Raw genomic sequence first — 19,960 nt, forward strand, 5'->3', positions numbered from 1 at the left:
TGATCTGAAAGGAGAAATGGGACGCGCCAGCGGCGCGAACCGACGTCGGTCGAGCGAATCGAAAAAAATTTTGAAACTTGGCCGCGCGTCGCGTGTCTCTCATTACGGTGGGTGGCTGGCGATGCCGCCACCCGCCATTCTCCTCTTGTCGTTGTTGCTCCGGGGCCGATCATCGAGCCCCGGTTTTTTTTTGGGCGCGCGGTTTTAGCGGGCCCGTTTTCTCCGGTGGACAGCCGCCGCTGGTTCCCCGCAACCGTCGCACCTGACCGCCTCCCCGCGTCGCCATTGCCACCCCTGCTAGAATCGTGATTCCGTTTTTCACGCAATCACGCAACTCAACCCGCAGGCCCGCGTCTTTTATGTCAGCACCGATCTCCGCCACCGCATCCACCGCGGCTCCGGCCCAAGCCGGCCGCCGCCAGGTTCTCGTCACGTCCGCGCTTCCGTACGCGAACGGCCAGATTCACATCGGCCACATGGTCGAATACATTCAGACGGACATCTGGGTTCGGGCGCTGCGAATGCACGGTCATGAGGTCTACTACGTCGGCGCCGACGACACCCACGGCACGCCGGTCATGCTGCGCGCCGAGAAAGAAGGCATCACGCCGAAGGCGCTGATCGAGCGCGTCTGGAAGGAACACAAGCGCGATTTCGACAGCTTCGGCATCTCGTTCGACAACTACTATTCGACCGACGCCGACGAAAACCGCCTGCTGTGCGAAAAGATCTACGGCGCGCTCAAGGAAGCCGGGCTGATCGAGGCGCGCGACATCGAGCAGGCCTACGATCCCGTCAAGGAAATGTTCCTGCCGGACCGCTTCATCAAGGGCGAGTGCCCGAAATGCGGCGCGAAGGATCAATACGGCGACAACTGCGAAGTCTGCGGCTCGACCTACCAGCCGACCAAACTGATCAACCCGTACTCGGTGGTCTCGGGCGCGACGCCGATCAAGAAAACCTCGACGCACTACTTCTTCCGCCTGTCCGATCCGCGCTGCGAAGACTTCCTGCGCGGCTGGGTGAGCGGCCTCGCGCAACCGGAAGCGACCAACAAGATGCGCGAATGGCTCGGCGACAAGGGCGAAGCCAAGCTCGCCGACTGGGACATTTCCCGCGACGCGCCCTACTTCGGCTTCGAGATTCCGGGCGCGCCGGGCAAGTACTTCTACGTGTGGGTCGATGCGCCGGTCGGCTATTACGCGAGCTTCAAGAAGCTCGCCGACGAGCGCGGCATCGACTTCGATGCCTGGGTCGCGCCCGGTTCGAAGGCCGAGCAGTATCACTTCATCGGCAAGGACATCCTGTATTTCCACACGCTCTTCTGGCCCGCGATGCTGCAATTCTCCGGCCATCGCACGCCGACGAACGTGTTCGCGCACGGTTTCCTGACCGTCGACGGCGCGAAGATGTCGAAGTCGCGCGGCACGTTCATCACCGCAGAGAGCGTGATCGACACCGGCATCAATCCGGAATGGCTGCGCTATTACTTCGCGGCGAAGCTGAACAACACGATGGAAGACATCGACCTGAACCTCGACGACTTCCAGGCGCGCGTGAACAGCGATCTCGTCGGCAAGTACGTGAACATCGCGAGCCGCGCGGCGGGTTTTCTCATCAAGCGTTTCGACGGCCGCGTGCAGGACAGCGCGATGCATCATCCGCTCGTCGCGCAGTTGCGCACGGCGATTCCGGCGATCGCGGGCCTGTACGAATCGCGCGAATACGGCCGCGCGCTGCGCACGACGATGGAACTCGCCGACGCCGTGAACCATTACGTCGATGCCGCCAAACCGTGGGATCAGGCGAAGGACCCGGCGAATTCCGTCGCGTTGCACGAGACGTGCAGCGTGAGCCTGGAGGCGTTCCGCCTGCTGTCGCTGGCGCTGAAGCCGGTGCTGCCGAAGCTCATCGAAGCGGTCGAGGCGTTCCTCGGCATCGCGCCGCTCGTCTGGGCCGATGCGGCGAAACCGCTGAGTTCGGAACAGACGATCAACGCGTACAAGCACCTGACGACGCGCGTCGATCCGAAGCAGATCGAGGCGTTGCTCGCGGCGAATCGCGAATCGCTGCAGCCGGGGCAGGAAGGCGCGGCGGCGGCTTCGGCTGCATCCGCTTCCTCGACCGAGGCGGCCAAGGCGACCAAAGCGGTGAAGGCGAAGGAACCAGAAGCTGAAGGCACGATTTCCATCGACGATTTCGCCAAGATCGATCTGCGGATCGCGAAGATCGTCGACTGCAAGGCGGTCGAGGGTTCCGACAAGCTGCTGCAACTGACGCTCGACGTCGGCGAGGACAAGACGCGTAACGTGTTTTCCGGCATCAAGTCGGCGTATCAGCCGCAGGATCTCGTCGGCAAGCTGACGGTGATGGTCGTGAATCTGGCGCCGCGGAAGATGAAATTCGGCTTGTCGGAAGGCATGGTCCTGGCGGCGTCCGCGACGGACGAGAAAGCCGAGCCGGGGCTGTATATCCTCGAACCGCACAGCGGCGCGAAACCGGGGATGCGGGTGAAGTAAGCGTCACGAACGCGAGACCAACAGGGCACGCCAGCGGCGTGCCCTTTTTTTACGGCCCGCCCCTTCTCGACCACGAATCGAAGCGCCGCGTATACAGCAGATCGACGCCCTGGAACGTCCCGCCGTAAGCTGCCACCGACCAGAATCGCGAGAGGTTGATCGTCGCCTTGACGGCGTTGCTGGCCGACTGCAAGCCCTGCTCGTACCCGATGACGAGTCGCTCGTTGATCGCCTTCGAAATCATCACGACCTGCGGATCGGTCAGCCCGACCTCGCTCGTCCCGATCGAAAACTCGTCGAGCCCGAACGTCTGCGCGATCCGCTTGCCGCTCGCGCTGCCGAGCAGCGCGAGCGCGTTGGTCATCGCGCTCTGCTGGCCGAGGTTGTTGCCCTGATCCGTGCCATGACCGAACAGCAGCCACGAGAGCTTTTCGTTATCGGGCACGTTCGGCTCGGAGATCAGCTTCGCGTTCGGCGACTGCACCGTGCCCGTCACCTGCACGCCGGCCTCGATCTCCTGATTGCGCCGCATCGCCAGAATGTTGATGCCCGGATTCGCGACCGGTCCGTTGAACGTGAAGAAGCCGTTCTCGATATTGAGCTTGCGCCCAAACGCCGTGTAGGTGGACCCCGGCGTCACGCGCACGTTGCCGATCGCGCGCAGCGGCATGTTTGGCGCGCTCATCGCCGTGATCGTGCCGGCGAGGCCCAGGTCCGCGCCCGCGCCGCGAAAGCGGAAGTTGCCGCCCAGGTCGACGTCGACGTTGGCGCGCGGCGCGAACTTCACCGGCTTGTCCGTGGTGGCGACGACCTGCTGGTTGTTGCGGTCCTCGCCCTTCACGGTGCCGTCGGGCCGCACGATCACGACGTCGTCGCCGAGCGATGGCGCCGACTTCTCCGGCAAGTCGAAGAGCGCGTGATCGACCTTGAACTTGCCGTCGATCATCATGCCGCCCAGCACGCCGCCATTCGCGATGCTCGCGCTGCCCGAGAGCGACAGTTGCCGGTCGGGCGAAGCGAACAGTTCGAGCTTGTCCGCGACCACGCTCGCGGTCAGGTCCGGCTCGTTCTGGTCGAGGCGCACCTTGCCGGTCGCGCGCAGCGTTCCGCTCGCGCCGTGGAACTCGACCTTCTGCAAGTCGACGAGATTCTCCGAAAGCGCGATGCGGATCACGCCGTCCTTTAGCTGGACGCCCTGTCCGACGAGCGTCGCCGAAAGTTCGTCGCCGGTCAGCATGCCCGACAGGTTCGGTTTCGCGACGATCCCCGCGATCGTCAGCTTGAGCGCCATCCGTCCGCCGAGCAGATACGTCGGTCCGAGCAGACCGCCCGTCGTGCGCAACTGCGGAATGTTCGCGTCGATGCCGCCCGTGAGCGGCGATTCGTCGGCGACCGTGAGAATGCCGTCGCGCACGACGAGCGGCGTGTGCACGTTCGCGTCGATCGTGCCGATGCGGCTCGCCTGCGCGCGAAACGTCGCGTTCAGGCGATGGCCCTCGGTGAAGTCGGCGCGCGCGACGATATCGGTGATGCCGAGCGCCGCCACGCCGCGCGCGGCGTCGATCGACACGTCGCCGCTGCGGCGCTTGACCTGAAGGTAGCCGGTCGCGGTGGTGCCGAGCGAGAAGTTCCAGTCGCCGTCGAACACGAGATCGCTTTTCACGGGCGGCTCGGCGCCCGTCAATTCCTGGCGGATTTCGAGAATGCGGGCGACCGACACGTTCGTGAGCGTCCCCGCCGACTGCATGCGCCCGCCTTCGAACGCGAACGACTTCAAATCGAGGACGGCGCCCTCGGCCGAAAGCCGCGTCGCGCCGAGCACGATGCGATTGGGCGCGTAGCTCACCGAAAGCGGCGATTCGAGATTCACCGCGGGCGTGCCCTTGTTCGTGAGCCGCGTGATGCTGCCGTCCCAGTGCGGGCCGTCGCGGGCATCGACGAGCTTGCCGTTCGCCGCGAGCGTCAGGTTGACCGCCTCGCCGCGCACCTTGCCGGTCGCGCTGGCGTCGAGTTTGTGGTTGGCGCGCGTGCCCGTGAGGCTGGCGTCGAGCGTCGCGAGTTCGACGCCTTCGGTGGTGAAATCGCGCGCTTTCGTCGTGAAGACGAGCGCGCCGTTCGCGCCGTCGCGCAATTCCGCGCGCCCTTCCGCGTGTCCGAGCCGGTTCGGGCCGAACACGACGCCATCGGCTTCGTAGTTCGCCGCGACGTTCGGATGCGCGAACGAGCCGGTCAGGTCGCCGTCGGCCTTCACGAGACCCGCGAGGCCGAACCCGAGCCGCTCCAGCGCGGGCGCATCGATGCGAAAACGCAGCCGGTCGCCGGGCGCGCCGAAGCTGCCGTTCAGATCGACGTCGTTGCCCGCCACCGACAGCTTCGCCGTGCTCGGCAAAATCCGCGTGCCCGCGACCTGCACGGTGCCCGCGCCCGTCAGCGGCAGGTCGTCGTAGACGCTCTCGCCGAGCTTGAACTGCGCTTTCGTGGTGAGCACCGGGGCGAGCACGCCCGTCGCAGCGAGCGTGCCGTTCACGCGCGCCTCGATCGTGCGCGCGGGCGGCGCCGCCTTGCCCTTACCCTTGCCCTTCCCTTTCGCGGGCGCGGCGGGCTTCTGCTGCACGAGCAAGAGCGGATTGAACTCAACGAGCGTCGCCTTCAGGTCGTAGCTCGAACTGGCGTCCTTCTTCAGCGCGCCTTTCAGTTCGACGCGCCCTTTGCCCACGGTCAGCTTCACGCCGTCGAACGCGGTCTCTTTCGCGTCGAGCTTGACCTTGCCCTCCGCGCGGATCGCGGCCTTCGGATCGTTCAGATCGAGCGTGATGGTCTGCGTGTCGCCCGCGAGCGTGACGCCGATCGGCCCGGCGAACTGCGTCGGCCGGATGGCGGACGAAATCGCGTTCAGATCGAGCTTGGCGACCTTCAGGTCGAACTGGCCGCGACTGCCCGTGAGCTTGCCGCCGCCCGTGACCGTCGCGTCCTTCACGAGCCGCACGGACAAATCGGAGATGGTCTGCGCCGACGCGTCGAGCCGCACGTTCGCGTGCGCGTCGATGAGCGGGAGCAGCTTGTCGTCGATGGAACCCGGCTTCGCGTTGACGATCGACACCGGCCCCGTCACGACGAGCGCGCCGGGCTTATCCGTTTGCGCGGGCTTCACCTCGGCGCGCACGGCGAGATCGGCGAACGGCGCGCCCGGACTGAACGCCTGCGGATTCACGTGATCGACGGTGATGAGGGCGTTCTTCAGCGGCACGTCGTCGAACGGCGTCGCTTCGACGTGCGCGTTGCCATTCAGCTTCATGCCGCTCGCCTGCACGTCGGCGAGAAGCGTCGCAAGCGAGCCGCCCAGATGCGCGCCGACCTGCACGGCCTCGCCGTTCACCTTGCCCGAGTAGCCGGCGTCGCCCGACAGCGGAAACGGCCGCGCGCCGCCATCCAGTTTCAGCGCCGCCGTGACGCCGCCGAACGGCGTATCGAGCCGCTCGATGCTCGCTTCGTGATGACGGCCGTCGCTGCGTCCGTGGAACAGCAGGCGCGAGAATTCGGTCGTCGTCGCGCCTTGGAGCAGACGCAGCTTCGCCACGCTCACATCGCGGATCGCGAGCTGGATCGGCAGGCGCAGGTCCTTCGGCAACTCGGTCTTCGTGGTCGGCGAAGGCGACGGCGCGATACGCGCGTCGATCGTCCCGATATGCAGATAGTCGATCGTGAAGCGCCACGGCTCGCGCGTCAGCGCCCAGCGGCCCGAGACGCTGTCGACGGCGATATCGGTGCCATCGGGACCTTTCCAGTGGACGTTGCGCAGACGCACGCCGGTGGCGATCGCGCCGCCGTCGAGCGTGCCCGAGAGCTTTCCGCGAAGCAGCGACGTCGCCGCCTGCCAGACGTAATGCGTGCCGCGCTCGCTCGTGAGCGCGTAGAAGATCAGCCCGACGCCGAGCGCGAGACACAGCACGAGGACGAGCACGATCCCGCCGAGCCACTTCGCGAGCCGCCGCCCGCCGCCGCGGCGGCGCGGCGGCGGCGTGTCGGGCGTGCCGGCGTCCCCGTTGCTGCCGGGTTCGTCTGCGTTCGCTTCGGTGGTCGGTTCGCTCATGCGTCGTGGATTCGAGAAAAATCAGAAGGCGATGCCGAGCGTCAGATACGGCTTGACGCTCTTGTTCTTGAAACCGTACGCCAGGTCGATGTTCACCGGCCCGACCGGACTGCGCCAGCGCACGCCGAGGCCCGCGCCCGGCTGGAAGACGCGCTCGCTCCAGGTGTCGGTGGCGGTGCCGATGTCAAAGAACGTCGCGCCGCCCCAGTCGTGCGTGAACCAGTGCTGGAACTCGGCGCTGCCCGTGACGAGATACTTGGTCGGCAGGATCGAGCCGTCGACGTTATTACCGATGCTCTGATAGCTGTAGCCGCGCACCGAGTTCGAGCCGCCCGCGCGAAACAAGAGCGACGCCGGAATGCTGTTGGTCGGACCGCTCGTGAACACGCCGCCGAACTCCGCGCGGAACACGAAGAGATCGCGCTTCGTGATCGGCACGTACTGCAGCAGGTTCGTGTAGAGCCGCCCGAAGGTCTGCTCGGTCGCCACGCCCTTGATCGCGAAGCCCGCCTCCGCGCGGATCAGGTTGCCGCTCCTCGGAAACAGCGGATCGTCGACGTTGCGGCGAATCCACTGCCACGCGGGCACCAGCGCGCGCGCATTCGACGGGTTCGGCGCGTTCTGCGTCAGGCGGTCGTCGTAGAAGATCAGCGAATAGGTCGTGTCGATGTTCTGCGTCGAGCGCGAACGCTGCACGCCCACGCGCGCGCTGTAGATGCGCGTGTCCGACACGTTCGTGTTCGTGTACGACGCGAGCACGCTGTTCACCCAGCCGCGCGTGCCCGGCGGCATCGCGAGCGTCACCTGGCCGTACTGCTGGGTCTGGTCGAGCCGCCCGGAGACCGTGAACGGATAGGCCGCGCCGAACGTGTCGAGATAGCTGTACGAGCCCTGGATGTGCGGGCCGGTATCGGTCGCGTAGCCGACGCCGTAGCGCACGCTGTTATACGGATACTCGCTGACCTTCAGGTGGATCGGCGTGCGCTCGGGCTTGTTGACGTCGTTGTCGGCGTCGATCGCGACGCTCGCGTAGTACGGCGTGTTCTGCAACTGGCGCTGGAGTTCGTTCACGCGCGCGATGTCGTAGATGTCGCCGGGGTGGATCGGGTCGACGTTGTGGATGATCTGTTCCGGATAGCGGCGCACGCCGCTCACGTCGAGATCGCCGAACGTGAAGGTCGGGCCGCTGTCGAACACCACCGACAAATCGACGATATGCGTGCGCGGGTTCACCCGCGCCTGCGAGCGCGCGATTTTCGCGCCCAGATAGCGGCGCGCCCGGAGCGCCTTGAGCGAGGCGTTCTTGGCGTCGTCCCACGCGCTCTCCGAGAACGGATCGCCCTCCTTCACCGAAAAGGCGAAGCGCGCGGCGTTCTCCCGCGCGCGGTCCTCGGTCGTCACGGCGCCCTTGAACGTCAGGTTGACCGAGGCGACCTTCGTCTGCGGCCCGGGATCGACGCTCACCGTGACCGATTTCTTGTCGTCGACCGTCTTGACGTCGGTGCGCACGACCGGCGTGAAATACCCCTCGGTCGCGACGAGACCGCGCACCGACTGCGGCGCCGCCGTGACGAGGAACTCGAACTGGTCCTCGCTGATGTCGTCGCGTTTCGCAAAGCGCGACAAATCGAGATGGTCTTTCAGCAAGGAGCGCACGCTGCGCGGCGCTTCGATATCGACGTCGTATTTCGCCCAGGCCGGATGCGCGGCAGCGAGGAGAACCAGCGGCAAGAACAGGCCGCGCACACGCGCCGCCGCGGCTCGCCGCCAGCCGGCTGTGGCGCGCGCGTGGCGCAGCGGATCGAACAGGCCAAACAGGCGCCCCGCCAAACGTGACCTCCGGCGTTGGGATGGTTATCGAGAAAAAAATGAATCGCGGAATCGATTCGTCGGATTGCTCCGGCGGACGGCTGCCCGGGCGGCCGGATATCGACGGGCTGCACGCTGCAACCGAATGGCGCAGGCGCTATTTCACCACATCGGTAAGACCTGCCGTCCTAAAAACGACTCGGTGAGAAGCCGCGACGGGCCGCAGAGCCGGCCGCAAAGCGTCGGAAAGGTCAGCCGAAACGCGGACCGTGCGCCGTTGGACGATTCGCCCGCGCACTTGTTCCGCGCGCGAGCATGGCGCGGGGCCGCCTTTTTCGGCGTGTTCCGATAGACCTTCGGCGAATCATGCCTTTCCGTCCCGCCGATATCGAACCGGGGCGGGTCGCTTGCGGTAAAATTGCGACGATACATCGCGCCGGTCCTGACGCTATAACAGGGCCGCCGCCACCCGGACGCAACGTCCCGGCCCCACGCGGACCTTAACGGAAGTCGAACCATGTACCAGTCGGACATCACCCAGTTCATCAATCAGCTGAAAACGCAGAAGCCGTCGCTGGAAGAAGAACAGCGCCGCGGCCGCGCGCTCCTGTGGGACAAGCAGCCCATCGACCTCGACGAGCGCACGAAGCAGCAAACCTCGCGCGTGCAACAGACGCCCTACGTCTACTACCAGAACTTCTGAACGTGAGTTCCGCCCGCGAGGCGCAGCCGGCAACGGAACCGCCTCACCCGGACGCGCGCCACGGACATGCGCGCGATGAGCGCGCAGAAGCGCTCGCCACGCCCGCCACCGATTCGACGCCCGATACCATCGACGGCGTCGCTTTCGCGCATCTGTACGGCGAACCGCTCTGGAAGCTCCCGACGGATCTGTACATTCCGCCGGACGCGCTCGAAGTCTTTCTGGAAGCGTTCGAAGGTCCGCTCGACCTGTTGCTCTACCTGATCCGCAAGCAGAACTTCAACGTCCTCGACATTCCGATGGCGGACGTCACCGCGCAGTATCTCGGCTACGTCGAGCAGATCCGCGAGTCGAATCTGGAACTTGCGGCGGAATACCTGCTGATGGCGGCGATGCTGATCGAGATCAAGTCGCGCATGCTGCTGCCGGTGAAGAAGGCGGACACCGGCGAGGAAGCCGAAGACCCGCGCGCCGAACTCGTGCGGCGCCTGCTCGAATACGAGCAGATGAAGCTCGCCGCGATGCGGCTCGACCAGTTGCCGCAGCTCGGGCGCGACTTCCTGCGCGCCGAGGTCTATATCGAGCAGGCGCAGACGCAGCGTTTCCCCGACGTCGAAGTCGCCGACCTGCGCGCCGCCTGGGCCGACGTCATCAAGCGCGCGAAGCTCGTGCAGCATCACAAGATTTCGCGCGAAGAGCTTTCGGTACGCGAGCACATGAGCGTGATTTTGCGGCGTCTGCAAGACACGCGCTTCATGGAGTTCTCCGAGCTCTTCGACACCTCGCGCGGCGTGCCCGTCGTCGTGGTGAATTTCATCGCGATGCTCGAACTGTCGCGCGAATCGCTGATCGAGATCACCCAGGCCGAACCGTATGCCCCCATCTACGTGAGACTGGCGTATTCGCCTGCCTGAGCGCCCTTGCGCCCTTGCGCCTCCAATAAACCTTGTGCCCCGGAACAGCCTTCGCGGGCAACCCAGGAGACACCCGCTCGATGAAAGTCATCAGCTCGATCCATGAACTGCGCGACCAGTTGCGCGGCCAGAACCGAACCGCCTTCGTCCCGACGATGGGCAATCTTCACGAAGGCCATCTCTCGCTGATGCGGCTCGCGCGCCAGCATGGCGATCCGGTCGTCGCGAGCATTTTCGTGAACCGCCTGCAGTTCGGCCCGAACGAGGATTTCGAGAAATATCCGCGCACGCTCGAAGCCGACATCGATAAGCTGCAGAAGGAAAACGTCTACGTGCTCTTCGCGCCGACGGAAAAGGAACTGTATCCGCAGCCGCAGGAATATCGGGTGCATCCGCCGCACGATCTCGGCGACATCCTCGAAGGCGAGTTCCGCCCGGGCTTCTTCCAGGGCGTGTGCACGGTCGTGATGAAGCTGATGTCGTGCGTGCAGCCGCGCGTCGCCGTGTTCGGCAAGAAGGACTACCAGCAGTTGATGATCGTGCGCCAGATGTGCGACCAGTTCGCGCTGCCGACCGAAGTGATCGCCGCCGAAACCGTGCGCGACACCGACGGCCTCGCGCTCAGTTCGCGCAACCGCTTTCTCTCGACCGGCGAGCGCGCCGAAGCGCCCGCGCTCGCCGCCGCGCTCAACCGGGTGCGCGATGCGGTGCTCGCCGGCAATCGCGATTACGCGTCGGTCGAAAAGGACGCGATGAATTCGCTTGCCGTGCGCGGCTGGCAGCCGGACTACATCGCCGTGCGCAAGCGCTCTAACCTGCTGCCGCCGGGCGCCGGCGACACGGACGCCGACGCGCCGCTCGTCGTGCTCGCCGCGGCGAAGCTCGGCACGACACGCCTTATCGACAATCTGGAAATCTGAGCAAGACAAACGACATGCTGCGAACCCTGCTGAAATCGAAGATTCACCGCGCGACCGTCACGCATTGCGAGTTGCATTACGAAGGCTCGTGCGCCATCGACGAAAACCTGCTCGAAGCGGCCAATCTGGTCGAAAACGAGCAGATCGACATCTGGAACGTGAACAACGGCGAACGCCTGACCACTTACGCGATCAAGGGCGAGCGCGGCAGCGGCATGATTTCGCTGAACGGCTCGGCGGCGCGGCGCGCGCAACTGGGCGATCTGGTGATCATCGCCGCGTTTGCGCAAGTCGATGAGGCGGAACTGAAGGCGGGCTGGAAGCCGGATCTCGTCTTCGTCGACGAGAACAACCGCATCAAGGGCAGCCGCGACCACGTTCCCACGCAGAACTGGACCTGAACGCGCGGGCGGACGCGCTCAACGCCCCGCCCACGCGACGATCGGCTGCCACTGCTCCAGATCCTTCTCGACGCGGCTTTTCGCGACGTCCCACACCGTCAGCCCGTGCGCCGCGAGTTGCACGTAATTCTGCGTATCGCGCAAGAATCCCAGCACCGGCAGATCGAGCCCTTCGACGAACCGGTGCAACTGCTCGGCCGAGCGCGTGCGCGCATCCACGCGCATGCCCACCACGCCGATTTCGATCGTGCCCTTTCGCACCGCCTTTTCCTTCGACAATTTCTGCAGGAAATCCTGCGTCGCGAGAATGTCGAACATGGATGGCTGGAGCGGCACGATCACCTTGTCCGCTAGTTCGAGCGCGAGCGCGAGCCGATTGCCGTGAACCCCGGCGGGCGTATCGACGACCGCTTTCTCCAGACCTTTCGGCGGCTTCGCGGGCGCATCGACGTCGAGCGTCCATTCCTCGATTTTCGCCAGCGTGTCCGGCCGCAAGGCGAGCCACGCGTGAGCGGAGCGCTGCTTGTCGAGGTCCGCGAGCGCGACCCACTCGCCGTTCGCCGCGAAATACCCCGCCAGATTGGTCGCGAGCGTGCTTTTGCCGACGCCGCCCTTCGGATTCGCCACCACGATCACCGTCATGAAGTTTCCCGAGTGTTCTGACGACGGCCGGCATCGCCCGGAACTGCGGCGATCCCGCCCGCCGGTTCATTGTTTTGGAACCTGCAATGCGCGAGCCGTTGATATTATCGGTAAAACCGGCGCGACCGGAACCTCTCCCGAACAGCCAACCCGCTCCCCATGACCCTACTTCGTCCCGATGTCACGCTCGAATACCTGCGCAAGCGCCAGCGCGGCTGCCTGCCGGAGCTTTTGGGCGTCGAGCTTGTGTCGCTCGAAAGCGGCGCGCTCGTCGGCGAACTGCCGATCCGGCCCGAACTGCTCGCCCCGAACGGCTTTCTGCATGCCGCGAGCGTGATCGGCCTCGCGGATACCTGCTGCGGCTACGCGTGCATCGCGCATCTGCCCGAAGGCGCGAAGAATTTCACGACCGTCGAGCTGAAAAGCAACCACGTGGGGACCGCGCGCGAAGGCAAAATCATCGCGAAGGCAACGGCCGTGCACCTCGGCCGCAGCACGCACGTCTGGGACGCGACGGTGACGAACGCCGACGGCAAGACCGTCGCGCTCTTTCGCTGCACGCAGATGATTCTGTATTGATCCGCTTTGATCGGCTCCCGGCGCGTCAGCCGAACGCCGCCGCGACCTTATCCAGATCGAGCGATTGAGCGAGCGTATCGGCGAGCCGGTCGAGCGACGCTTCGCGCAGCGCCGGATAGTCGAGCGCCTCCGCCCCGTCGACGCCCGCCCACGCGAGCAGCGCCGCGCACGCCTCGGGCGTGTCGAAGAGGCCGTGCAGGTAGGTGGCCGCGATCTGGCCGTCTTCCGATACGGCGCCGTCCGGCCGTCCGTCGGCGAGCCGCACCGCCGGCCGCGCGAGCGCCGCGCCGCTTGTACGCCCCATGTGGATCTCGTAGCCGCGCACGGTGGCCGCATCGTCCCCGAAAGCGAGCCGCCCGCCGACGTTCTCGAGCAGCTTGTGCGGCGTGAGCGTCGTCGACAGATCGAGCACGCCGAGCCCTGTTACCCGCCCCGCCGGACCTTCGATGCCGTCCGGATCGTCGATCTCGCGTCCGAGCATCTGCATGCCGCCGCAAATGCCGAGCACCTTGCCGCCATAGCGCAGATGCCGCCCGATCGCGCGATCCCAGCCGTTCTCGCGCAGCCACGCGAGATCGCGCTGCACGCTTTTCGAGCCGGGCAGCACGATCAGATCGGCCGGCGGCGGCGCCATGCCGCCGCGCACGTATTCGAATTCGACCTGGCGATGAGCGCGCAACGCGTCGAAATCCGTGTGATTGCTGATGCGCGGCAGCGCGGGCACGATCACCTTCAGCGCATGGCGCGCGCTGCGCGTGCGGGACTCGCGCGGCAGCATGTCCTCGGCGTCGAGCGTGAGACCGTGCAGATACGGCACGACGCCCAGCACCGGCTTGCCCGTCCGCGCTTCGAGCCAGTCGAGCCCGGGCTGCAACAGGCCGATGTCGCCGCGAAACCGGTTGATGACGAAACCGCGAATCCGCGCGCGCTCGCTGTCGGAGAGACACGCGAGCGTGCCGACCAGATGTGCGAACACGCCGCCGCGATCGATGTCCGCGACCAGCACGACCGGACAATCGACGCGCTCCGCAAAACCCATGTTCGCGATGTCGCGATCGCGCAGGTTCACTTCGGCGGGACTGCCCGCGCCTTCGACGATCACCGTGTCGAAGCCCGTCGTAAGGCGCCCGTAGGACGCGAGCACGGCCTCGAACGCGACGCTCTTGTACTCGTGATACGCCCGCGCGTCGAGGTTCGCGTGCGCGTGGCCGTGGATGATGACCTGCGCGCCGCGATCGCTCGTCGGCTTGAGGAGCACGGGATTGAAGTCGATCTGCGCATCGACGCCGGCCGCGAGCGCCTGCAACGCCTGCGCGCGGCCGATCTCGCCGCCGTCGACGGTGACCGCGCTGTTGAGCGCCATGTTCTGCGGCTTGAACGGCGCGACCCGCACGCCGCCGCGCCGCGCGAGCCGGCACAGGCCAGCGACGAGCGTGCTCTTGCCGGCATCGGAGGTCGTGCCCTGGATCATCAGCGTGCCGTGCGGGGCGAAGTGCATGGGTTGGTTTTCCGTGTGATGCGCGGGTTAGGACGGGCCCGATATCTTAGCCCGCCGTTACAATGTCGCGATGACCTCCTCTGCTCCATCGCGCGATCTCACCTTCGTGCTCGGCGGCGCGCGCTCAGGCAAGAGCGCGCATGCCGAGCGGCTCGCCATCGAAAGCGGCCTGCCCGTGACCTACGTCGCGACCGCGCACATCGGCGACGCGGAGTTCGAAGCGCGCGTGGCGCTGCATCGCGAGCGGCGGCCCGCGCACTGGTCGCTCGTCGAGGCGCCGCTCGATCTCGCGGGCGCGCTCTCTTCGGCGGCGCGCGCCGGCCATTGCGTCCTGATCGACTGCCTGACGCTGTGGCTCGCCAATCTGTTGTGCCCCGCCGAAGACACCGCAAGCAACGAAGCGCCCGCCGTCCCCGAGCACACCCTGAACGCCTTCGATACTGCCTTGGCCGATGCGCCGGGCAAGATCATCGTCGTGAGCAACGAAATCGGCATGGGCGTCGTGCCGCTCGGCTCGGTGACGCGTCTTTACGTCGACGAACTCGGGCGCCTGAACCAGCGCGTCGCCGCCACGAGCACCCGCGCGCTCCTGATGGCCGCGGGGCTGCCGCTCGTGCTCAAGGGCTAGCCGCGATGCTCGTCCTCTCCTTCTACGCCATGGCGATGCTCGCGATTGCGGGCGTCGTCGTCGACCGGCTGATCGGCGAGCCGCGCACACGCCATCCGCTCGTCGGCTTCGGCACGCTCGCGGCGCGCCTCGAAGCGCGCATGAACAGCGGTTTTCGCGCGCGGCCGGCGGGAATACTCGCGTGGTTCGCCGCCGTCGTGCCGCCCGTCGCGATTGCGTGGCTGCTGGTGAGCGTGCTGCCGTTCACGCTCGCATGCATCGTCCACGTCGTGCTGCTGTGGTTCGCGCTCGGCGCGCGAAGCCTGCGCGACCACATCGCGCCGATCGCGCGCGCGCTCGGCCGCGGCGACCTCGACGAAGCACGCATGCTCACCGCGCGCATCGTGTCGCGCGAGACCGCGAACGCCGACGAAGGCGCGCTGTCGCGGGCGGCGGTCGAATCGGCGCTGGAAAACGGCAACGACGCGATCTTCGGCGCGCTCTTCTGGTTCGCCGTCGCGGGCGGTCCGGGCGCGCTCGCGTTTCGTCTCGCCAATACGCTCGATGCGATGTGGGGCTATCGCACGCCGCGCTATCTGCGTTTCGGCTGGGCCGCCGCGCGCTTCGACGACGTCCTCAACTTCGTGCCCGCGCGGCTCACCGCCGCGAGCTACGCGCTCCTCGGCGACACGCGCACGGCGTGGCACTGCTGGCGCACGCAGGCGCCGTCGTGGGACAGCCCCAACGCGGGCCCGGTAATGGCGTCGGGCGCGGGCAGCCTGAACGTGCTGATCGGCGGACCGGCCATCTATAACGGGACGCTGGAATCGCGTCCGGTGCTCGGCGCGGGAATGGCCGCGATGCCCGTGCACGTGGTCGCGGCATTGAAGCTCATCGAGCGCTCGACGGTACTGTGGCTCGCGCTTTTGCTCGTGGCCGCGTTCATCAGCGTGGGCGCGCATGTCTGAGCCGATTCATGAGCCGATCCGCCACGGCGGCAACCTGCGTGAAGCTGCGCGCCGCTATTCGATTCCGCTCGAAGACTGGCTCGACCTCTCGACCGGCATCAATCCGCTCGGCTTTCCGGTGCCGCCGGTGCCGCCCGACGCGTGGCGGCGTCTGCCCGAAGACGACGACGGTCTCGCCGAAGCCGCCGCGCTTTATTACGGCGCGAAGGCGGCGCTGCCGGTGGCGGGAAGCCAGGCGGCGATCCGCGTCCTGCCGACGCTTCTTGCGCACGGCGAGGCGGCGGTTGCACCGCTGACCTACGGCGAGTACGCGCCCGCCTTCGAGCGCGCGGGACATCGCGTCGTGCCGCTCGATGTGTCGGCGCACGAATTGCCCTTGCACGTCGATCACGCGATCGTCGCGAACCCGAACAATCCGACCGCCGAACGCATCCCGCGCGACACGCTGCTCCGCTGGCATGCGCAGCTCGCGAAGCGCGGCGGCACGCTGATCGTCGACGAAGCATTCGCCGATGCCTTCGATCCCGCCGGTCCGCACGCGTCGCTCGCCAACGAGACGGATCGCGAAGGTCTCGTCGTGTTGCGCTCGGTCGGCAAGTTCTTCGGTCTCGCGGGCATTCGCGCGGGTTTTGTGCTCGCCGCCGCGCCGTTGCGCGCCGCGCTCGCCGGGACGCTCGGCGCGTGGACGGTGAGCGGCCCGGCGCGTCACGCGGTCGAGGCCGCGTTCGCCGACCGCGCATGGCAACGCGCGACGCGCGAGCGGCTCGCCAACAACAGCGCGCGTCTCGCCGCGCTGATCGCGCAGCACGGTTTCGACGACGTGAAGTCAACGCCGCTCTTCGTCTGGTTTCAGGACACCGATGCCGCGACGCTGCAGCACGCGCTCGCCACGCGCGGCATCTGGACGCGCCTTTTCGACCGCGCCGGAATGACGCCGAGCCTGCGCATCGGCCTGCCCGGCTCCGAGGACGACTGGGCGCGACTTTCGCGTGCCTTGTCGGAGAGTCGCGCATGATGGCGCGAGGGGTGGCGCGATGGGCGGCGATGTTCGCCGCGTTGGCGTTCTGCGTTCAAAGCGAGGCCGCGCTCACCGTCACCGACGACACCGGCGCCGCCGTCACGCTCGACGCACCCGCGCAGCGCGTCGTGAGTCTCGCGCCGCACGTCACGGAACTGCTCTTCGCGGCGGGCGGCGGCGCGCGTGTCGTCGGCGCGGTGACTTACAGCGATTACCCGAGTGCCGCGCAGTCGATCCCGCGCGTCGGCGACAACAAGGCGCTCGATCTCGAACGCATCGTCGCGATGAAGCCGGACCTGATCGTCGTGTGGCGGCATGGCAATGCGGCGCGCCAGACCGAGCGTCTGCGCGACCTGCACGTGCCGCTCTACTTCAGCGAGCCGCAGCATCTAGCCGACATCCCCACGACCATCGACAGGCTCGGCGTCCTGCTCGGCACGAAAGAGGCCGCGGCGAGCGCATCGAATGCATTTCGCCGCGACATCGCGCAGTTGCGCGCGCGGTATGCGAGCCGTCCGGCGGTCGGCGTGTTCTATCAGGTCTGGGACGATCCGCTGATGACGCTCAACGGCGCGAGCGTCTTCAACGAAGTGATCGAATTGTGCGGCGGACGCAACGTGTTCGCGAACCTGAAGCCGAACGTGCCGACGATCTCGACCGAGGCCGTGCTTGCAGCCGACCCCGAGGCGATCGTCACGGCGACCGTTGGCGCGACGGGTTCTGACCGGCCGTTGCCGGCATTCGAGCGCTGGAAGAAGTGGCCGTCCTTGATGGCGGTTGCGCGCAACAACCTCTTTGGCATCGACGGCGATCTGATCAGCCGCCCGACACCGCGGCTCGCGCTCGGTGCAGCGCAACTCTGCGAAGACCTCGACGCGGCGCGGGGGCGGCGTCCGAAGTAATCAAGCGTTCCAGCGCACGAGAAACCACTCGCCACGCGTGCGCCTGAGCCACACGATGCCGCCATGATCGATCGCCCATTGCAGCACGCGCGCCGTTCTCGCTTCGATGAGCCGCGCCGTCAGCACGCGAATCACGCCCGCATGCGTGACGACATGAACGGGCGCATCGCCTTCGCGGCACGTCTCGTCGAACCATCGGCCGACGCGCGCGCTGAACTGCGCGAGACTCTCGCCGCCATGCGCGCGCGCGTGTTCGAGATCGTCGGCCCATGCATCGAGCGACGCGCGGTCGATGTCGTCCCACGCGCACCCTTCCCAAGCGCCGAAGTCGATTTCCATGAGACGCGCATCGGCGTGCGATGCGCCGAGCGCGTCGGCAAGCAACGCACAGCGTTGCAGCGGACTCGTATGCCAGACGCCTGCGCACGCGGGCACCTTCAGTGCGCGCATCCGTTCATCGAGCCCGCGCGCCGACGCCGCGACATCGTCCGCGAGCGGCACATCGCTTCGACCGTAGCACATGCCCGCTTCGACGCCGACGGCGGGATGACGTATCAGGACGAGATCCATCCGAGTCCGATCAGGTAGATCGCCAGTTCGAAGAGTTGCTGCGCGAAGCCGAGACAATCGCCCGTATAGCCGCCTAAGCGCCGCACGAAGTACCGGCCGATGAGAAAACGCAGCGCGGCGAGGACGGCCAGCGTCAGACAGCCGAGCCGCCAGTCGGGCCAGAAAAGCCACGGCAGCCCGCAGACCGCCGCGAGCGCAAACGCCGTCGCACTCATGCGTTGCGCCACTGGCTTCGCCTTGCCTTCGGCGCGCACGTAATCGAGCGTCAGCAGATAGCTGATCGCGAACGTGCGGCTCGCGGCGTGCGCGGCGAGCATCAGCCATACCGCGTGCATCAGCGGTAACGCGGCGAGCGTCTGCCACTTCAGCGCGAGCGAGACGACGAGCGCAATCGCGCCGAACGCGCCGATGCGCGAGTCATGCATGATACGCAGCACGTCGTCGCGCGTGTAGCCGCCGCCGAAGGCATCGACGCAGTCGGCGAGACCATCTTCATGGAAGGCGCCCGTCAGAACGAGCGTCGCGGCCATCGAGAGCAGCACGGCGACGCTCGCCGGCAACACGCGCAACGCCGCGAGATAGACCAGCGCGGCAACGCCGCCCACCATCAGCCCGACGAGCGGAAAGTAGCGCGCCGCCGCGTTCAGATAGTGCCGCTCGAAGCCGACCCAGCGCGGCACCGGCACGCGCGTGAAGTAGCCGAGCGCGGTGAGGAAGTAGCGCAGTTCGTCGAGCAGACGCGGCGTGGGATCAGGCATCGCGGTCCGAGACGCCGGCGGATTCGAAGCTCGCCATCTCGTCGACGAACGCGACGGCCGCGCGCAGGAGCGGTAACGCGAGCGCCGCGCCCGTGCCTTCGCCGAGACGCAGGTCGAGTTGCAAGAGCGGCGCGGCATCGATGTACTGAAGCATGCGCGCGTGCCCCGCTTCGTTCGATGCATGCGCGAACACGCAGTAGTCGAGCACGTCACGCGAGATCGCATGCGCGACGAGCAGCGCGGAGCTGGCGATGAAGCCGTCGACCAGAATCGTCATGCGCGCTTTCGCGGCGGCGAGGCAGGCGCCCGCGATCATCGCGATTTCGAAGCCGCCGAAGGTCGCGAGCGTATCGACGGGATCGGCGCTTTTCGCGTGACGTTCGAGCGCCGCCGCGAGCACGTCGCGCTTGTGGCTGACGCCCTCGTTCGACAAACCCGTGCCGCGCCCGACGCAGACGTCGATCGGCAAGCCGCACAAGCGGCTCATCAGGCACGCCGCCGCCGAGGTATTCGCGATCCCCATCTCGCCGAAGCCGATCACAGTGGTCCCGAGCGACGCGTGATGACGCACGCGCGACGCGCCGCGTTCGATTGCCTGCAAGGCTTCGTCGCGCGTCATCGCCGGCTCGTGCGCGAAGTTGCACGTGCCGCCGCGCCGGATCGCGATGTCGACGAGACCTTCCGTTGCGGGCAGCGCTGTCGCGACGCCCGCATCGACCACTTCGAGCGTCATGCCGACCGAGCGCGAAATCGCATTGATCGCGGCGCCGCCGGCAAGAAAATTCGCGACCATCTGCACGGTCACTTCCTGCGGATACGAACTCACGCCTTCAGCGGCGATGCCGTGATCGCCTGCGAACACGATCATCGCGGGACGTTCGATGCGCGGCTTCGTCGTCTGCTGGATCAGGCCCATTTGCAGCGCGAGCGATTCGAGGCGGCCGAGACTGCCGGGCGGCTTCGTCTTCGTGTCGATGATGCGTTGCAGCTCGGCCTGCAAAGAGCGGTCGAGCGGTTGCGGCAGGTCCTGGATGAGAGACATCGGTTCGTCCTTTGAAGGCG

Annotated in this window: 17 protein-coding genes; 10 read left to right on the plus strand and 7 right to left on the minus strand. The window is 66.7% G+C overall.

The genetic code is table 11. The features are described from left to right. Positions 1-359: 359 nt before the first annotated feature. Positions 360-2,519 (plus strand): methionine--tRNA ligase, encoded by a 2,160-nt coding sequence (gene metG / locus AWB66_RS13470; RefSeq protein ID WP_087630783.1) that lies wholly within the window; start codon positions 360-362, stop codon positions 2,517-2,519. A 49-nt stretch (positions 2,520-2,568) separates the two neighbouring features. Here the strand turns inward: metG and AWB66_RS13475 are convergent, their stop codons facing one another. After that, positions 2,569-6,609: a translocation/assembly module TamB domain-containing protein gene (locus AWB66_RS13475; protein ID WP_087630784.1), complete on the minus strand. Its 4,041-nt coding sequence runs from the start codon at positions 6,607-6,609 to the stop codon at positions 2,569-2,571. A 21-nt stretch (positions 6,610-6,630) separates the two neighbouring features. Next, the gene (locus tag AWB66_RS13480; RefSeq protein ID WP_235021111.1) at positions 6,631-8,355 is read right to left on the minus strand and encodes an autotransporter assembly complex protein TamA; all 1,725 of its coding nucleotides are present in this window, start codon (positions 8,353-8,355) and stop codon (positions 6,631-6,633) included. A gap of 580 nt (positions 8,356-8,935) precedes the next feature. Between AWB66_RS13480 and AWB66_RS13490 the strand changes: the two genes are divergently transcribed. The 4 genes from AWB66_RS13490 to panD all read left to right on the plus strand — a co-directional run bounded on the left by AWB66_RS13490 (position 8,936) and on the right by panD (position 11,356). Continuing rightward, positions 8,936-9,121, plus strand: a complete 186-nt coding sequence (locus tag AWB66_RS13490; protein WP_087630787.1) for a DUF3460 family protein — start codon at positions 8,936-8,938, stop codon at positions 9,119-9,121. A gap of 128 nt (positions 9,122-9,249) precedes the next feature. Next, positions 9,250-10,035, plus strand: coding sequence for a segregation and condensation protein A (locus AWB66_RS13495; RefSeq protein WP_087630947.1), 786 nt, complete (start codon positions 9,250-9,252; stop codon positions 10,033-10,035). Positions 10,036-10,115: 80 nt separating this feature from the next. Next, positions 10,116-10,955, plus strand: a complete 840-nt coding sequence (gene panC / locus AWB66_RS13500; protein WP_087630788.1) for a pantoate--beta-alanine ligase — start codon at positions 10,116-10,118, stop codon at positions 10,953-10,955. 14 nt (positions 10,956-10,969) lie between these two features. Continuing rightward, the gene (panD, locus tag AWB66_RS13505) at positions 10,970-11,356 is read left to right on the plus strand and encodes an aspartate 1-decarboxylase (RefSeq protein WP_062635233.1); all 387 of its coding nucleotides are present in this window, start codon (positions 10,970-10,972) and stop codon (positions 11,354-11,356) included. An 18-nt stretch (positions 11,357-11,374) separates the two neighbouring features. On the opposite strand, the gene AWB66_RS13510 is transcribed toward panD, so the two are convergent. Next, a complete protein-coding gene (locus AWB66_RS13510; protein WP_087630789.1) occupies positions 11,375-11,998 on the minus strand; it encodes a ParA family protein in 624 nt (207 codons plus the stop codon). A 159-nt stretch (positions 11,999-12,157) separates the two neighbouring features. Between AWB66_RS13510 and AWB66_RS13515 the strand changes: the two genes are divergently transcribed. Next, the gene (locus tag AWB66_RS13515) at positions 12,158-12,577 is read left to right on the plus strand and encodes a PaaI family thioesterase (protein ID WP_087630790.1); all 420 of its coding nucleotides are present in this window, start codon (positions 12,158-12,160) and stop codon (positions 12,575-12,577) included. A 25-nt stretch (positions 12,578-12,602) separates the two neighbouring features. On the opposite strand, the gene AWB66_RS13520 is transcribed toward AWB66_RS13515, so the two are convergent. After that, on the minus strand, positions 12,603-14,075 hold the full coding sequence (locus tag AWB66_RS13520) for a cobyric acid synthase (protein ID WP_087630791.1): 1,473 nt from the start codon (positions 14,073-14,075) through the stop codon (positions 12,603-12,605). Between the two features lie 70 nt (positions 14,076-14,145). Here AWB66_RS13520 and cobU point away from each other — a divergent pair, with 70 nt between their 5' ends. From cobU to AWB66_RS13540, 4 genes are read left to right on the plus strand one after another with little or no spacing between them, the layout of a single operon-like run. After that, complete coding sequence (gene cobU / locus AWB66_RS13525) at positions 14,146-14,703, plus strand: bifunctional adenosylcobinamide kinase/adenosylcobinamide-phosphate guanylyltransferase (RefSeq protein WP_087630792.1); 558 nt, start codon at positions 14,146-14,148, stop codon at positions 14,701-14,703. A gap of 5 nt (positions 14,704-14,708) precedes the next feature. Next, positions 14,709-15,650, plus strand: coding sequence for an adenosylcobinamide-phosphate synthase CbiB (cbiB, locus tag AWB66_RS13530; RefSeq protein ID WP_087630793.1), 942 nt, complete (start codon positions 14,709-14,711; stop codon positions 15,648-15,650). Continuing rightward, positions 15,643-16,665 carry a threonine-phosphate decarboxylase CobD gene (gene cobD, locus AWB66_RS13535; RefSeq protein ID WP_087630794.1) on the plus strand — a complete coding sequence of 341 codons (1,023 nt, stop codon included), beginning with the start codon at positions 15,643-15,645 and terminating at the stop codon, positions 16,663-16,665. The genes cbiB and cobD overlap by 8 nt, the downstream gene beginning before the upstream one ends. A 29-nt stretch (positions 16,666-16,694) precedes the next feature. Then, entirely contained in the window at positions 16,695-17,570 is an 876-nt protein-coding gene (locus AWB66_RS13540) for a cobalamin-binding protein (protein WP_235021112.1), read from the plus strand. Here the strand turns inward: AWB66_RS13540 and cobC are convergent, their stop codons facing one another. From cobC to cobT, 3 genes are read right to left on the minus strand one after another with little or no spacing between them, the layout of a single operon-like run. Beyond that, complete coding sequence (gene cobC / locus AWB66_RS13545; RefSeq protein ID WP_087630795.1) at positions 17,571-18,140, minus strand: alpha-ribazole phosphatase; 570 nt, start codon at positions 18,138-18,140, stop codon at positions 17,571-17,573. Continuing rightward, entirely contained in the window at positions 18,125-18,898 is a 774-nt protein-coding gene (locus tag AWB66_RS13550; RefSeq protein WP_087630796.1) for an adenosylcobinamide-GDP ribazoletransferase, read from the minus strand. Before AWB66_RS13550 ends, cobC begins: the two co-directional genes overlap by 16 nt. Next, complete coding sequence (gene cobT, locus AWB66_RS13555) at positions 18,891-19,940, minus strand: nicotinate-nucleotide--dimethylbenzimidazole phosphoribosyltransferase (protein WP_087630797.1); 1,050 nt, start codon at positions 19,938-19,940, stop codon at positions 18,891-18,893. The genes AWB66_RS13550 and cobT overlap by 8 nt, the downstream gene beginning before the upstream one ends. Positions 19,941-19,960 lie beyond the last annotated feature (20 nt).

The organism is Caballeronia telluris (genome assembly GCF_001544495.1).
GTDB lineage: Bacteria > Pseudomonadota > Gammaproteobacteria > Burkholderiales > Burkholderiaceae > Caballeronia > Caballeronia telluris.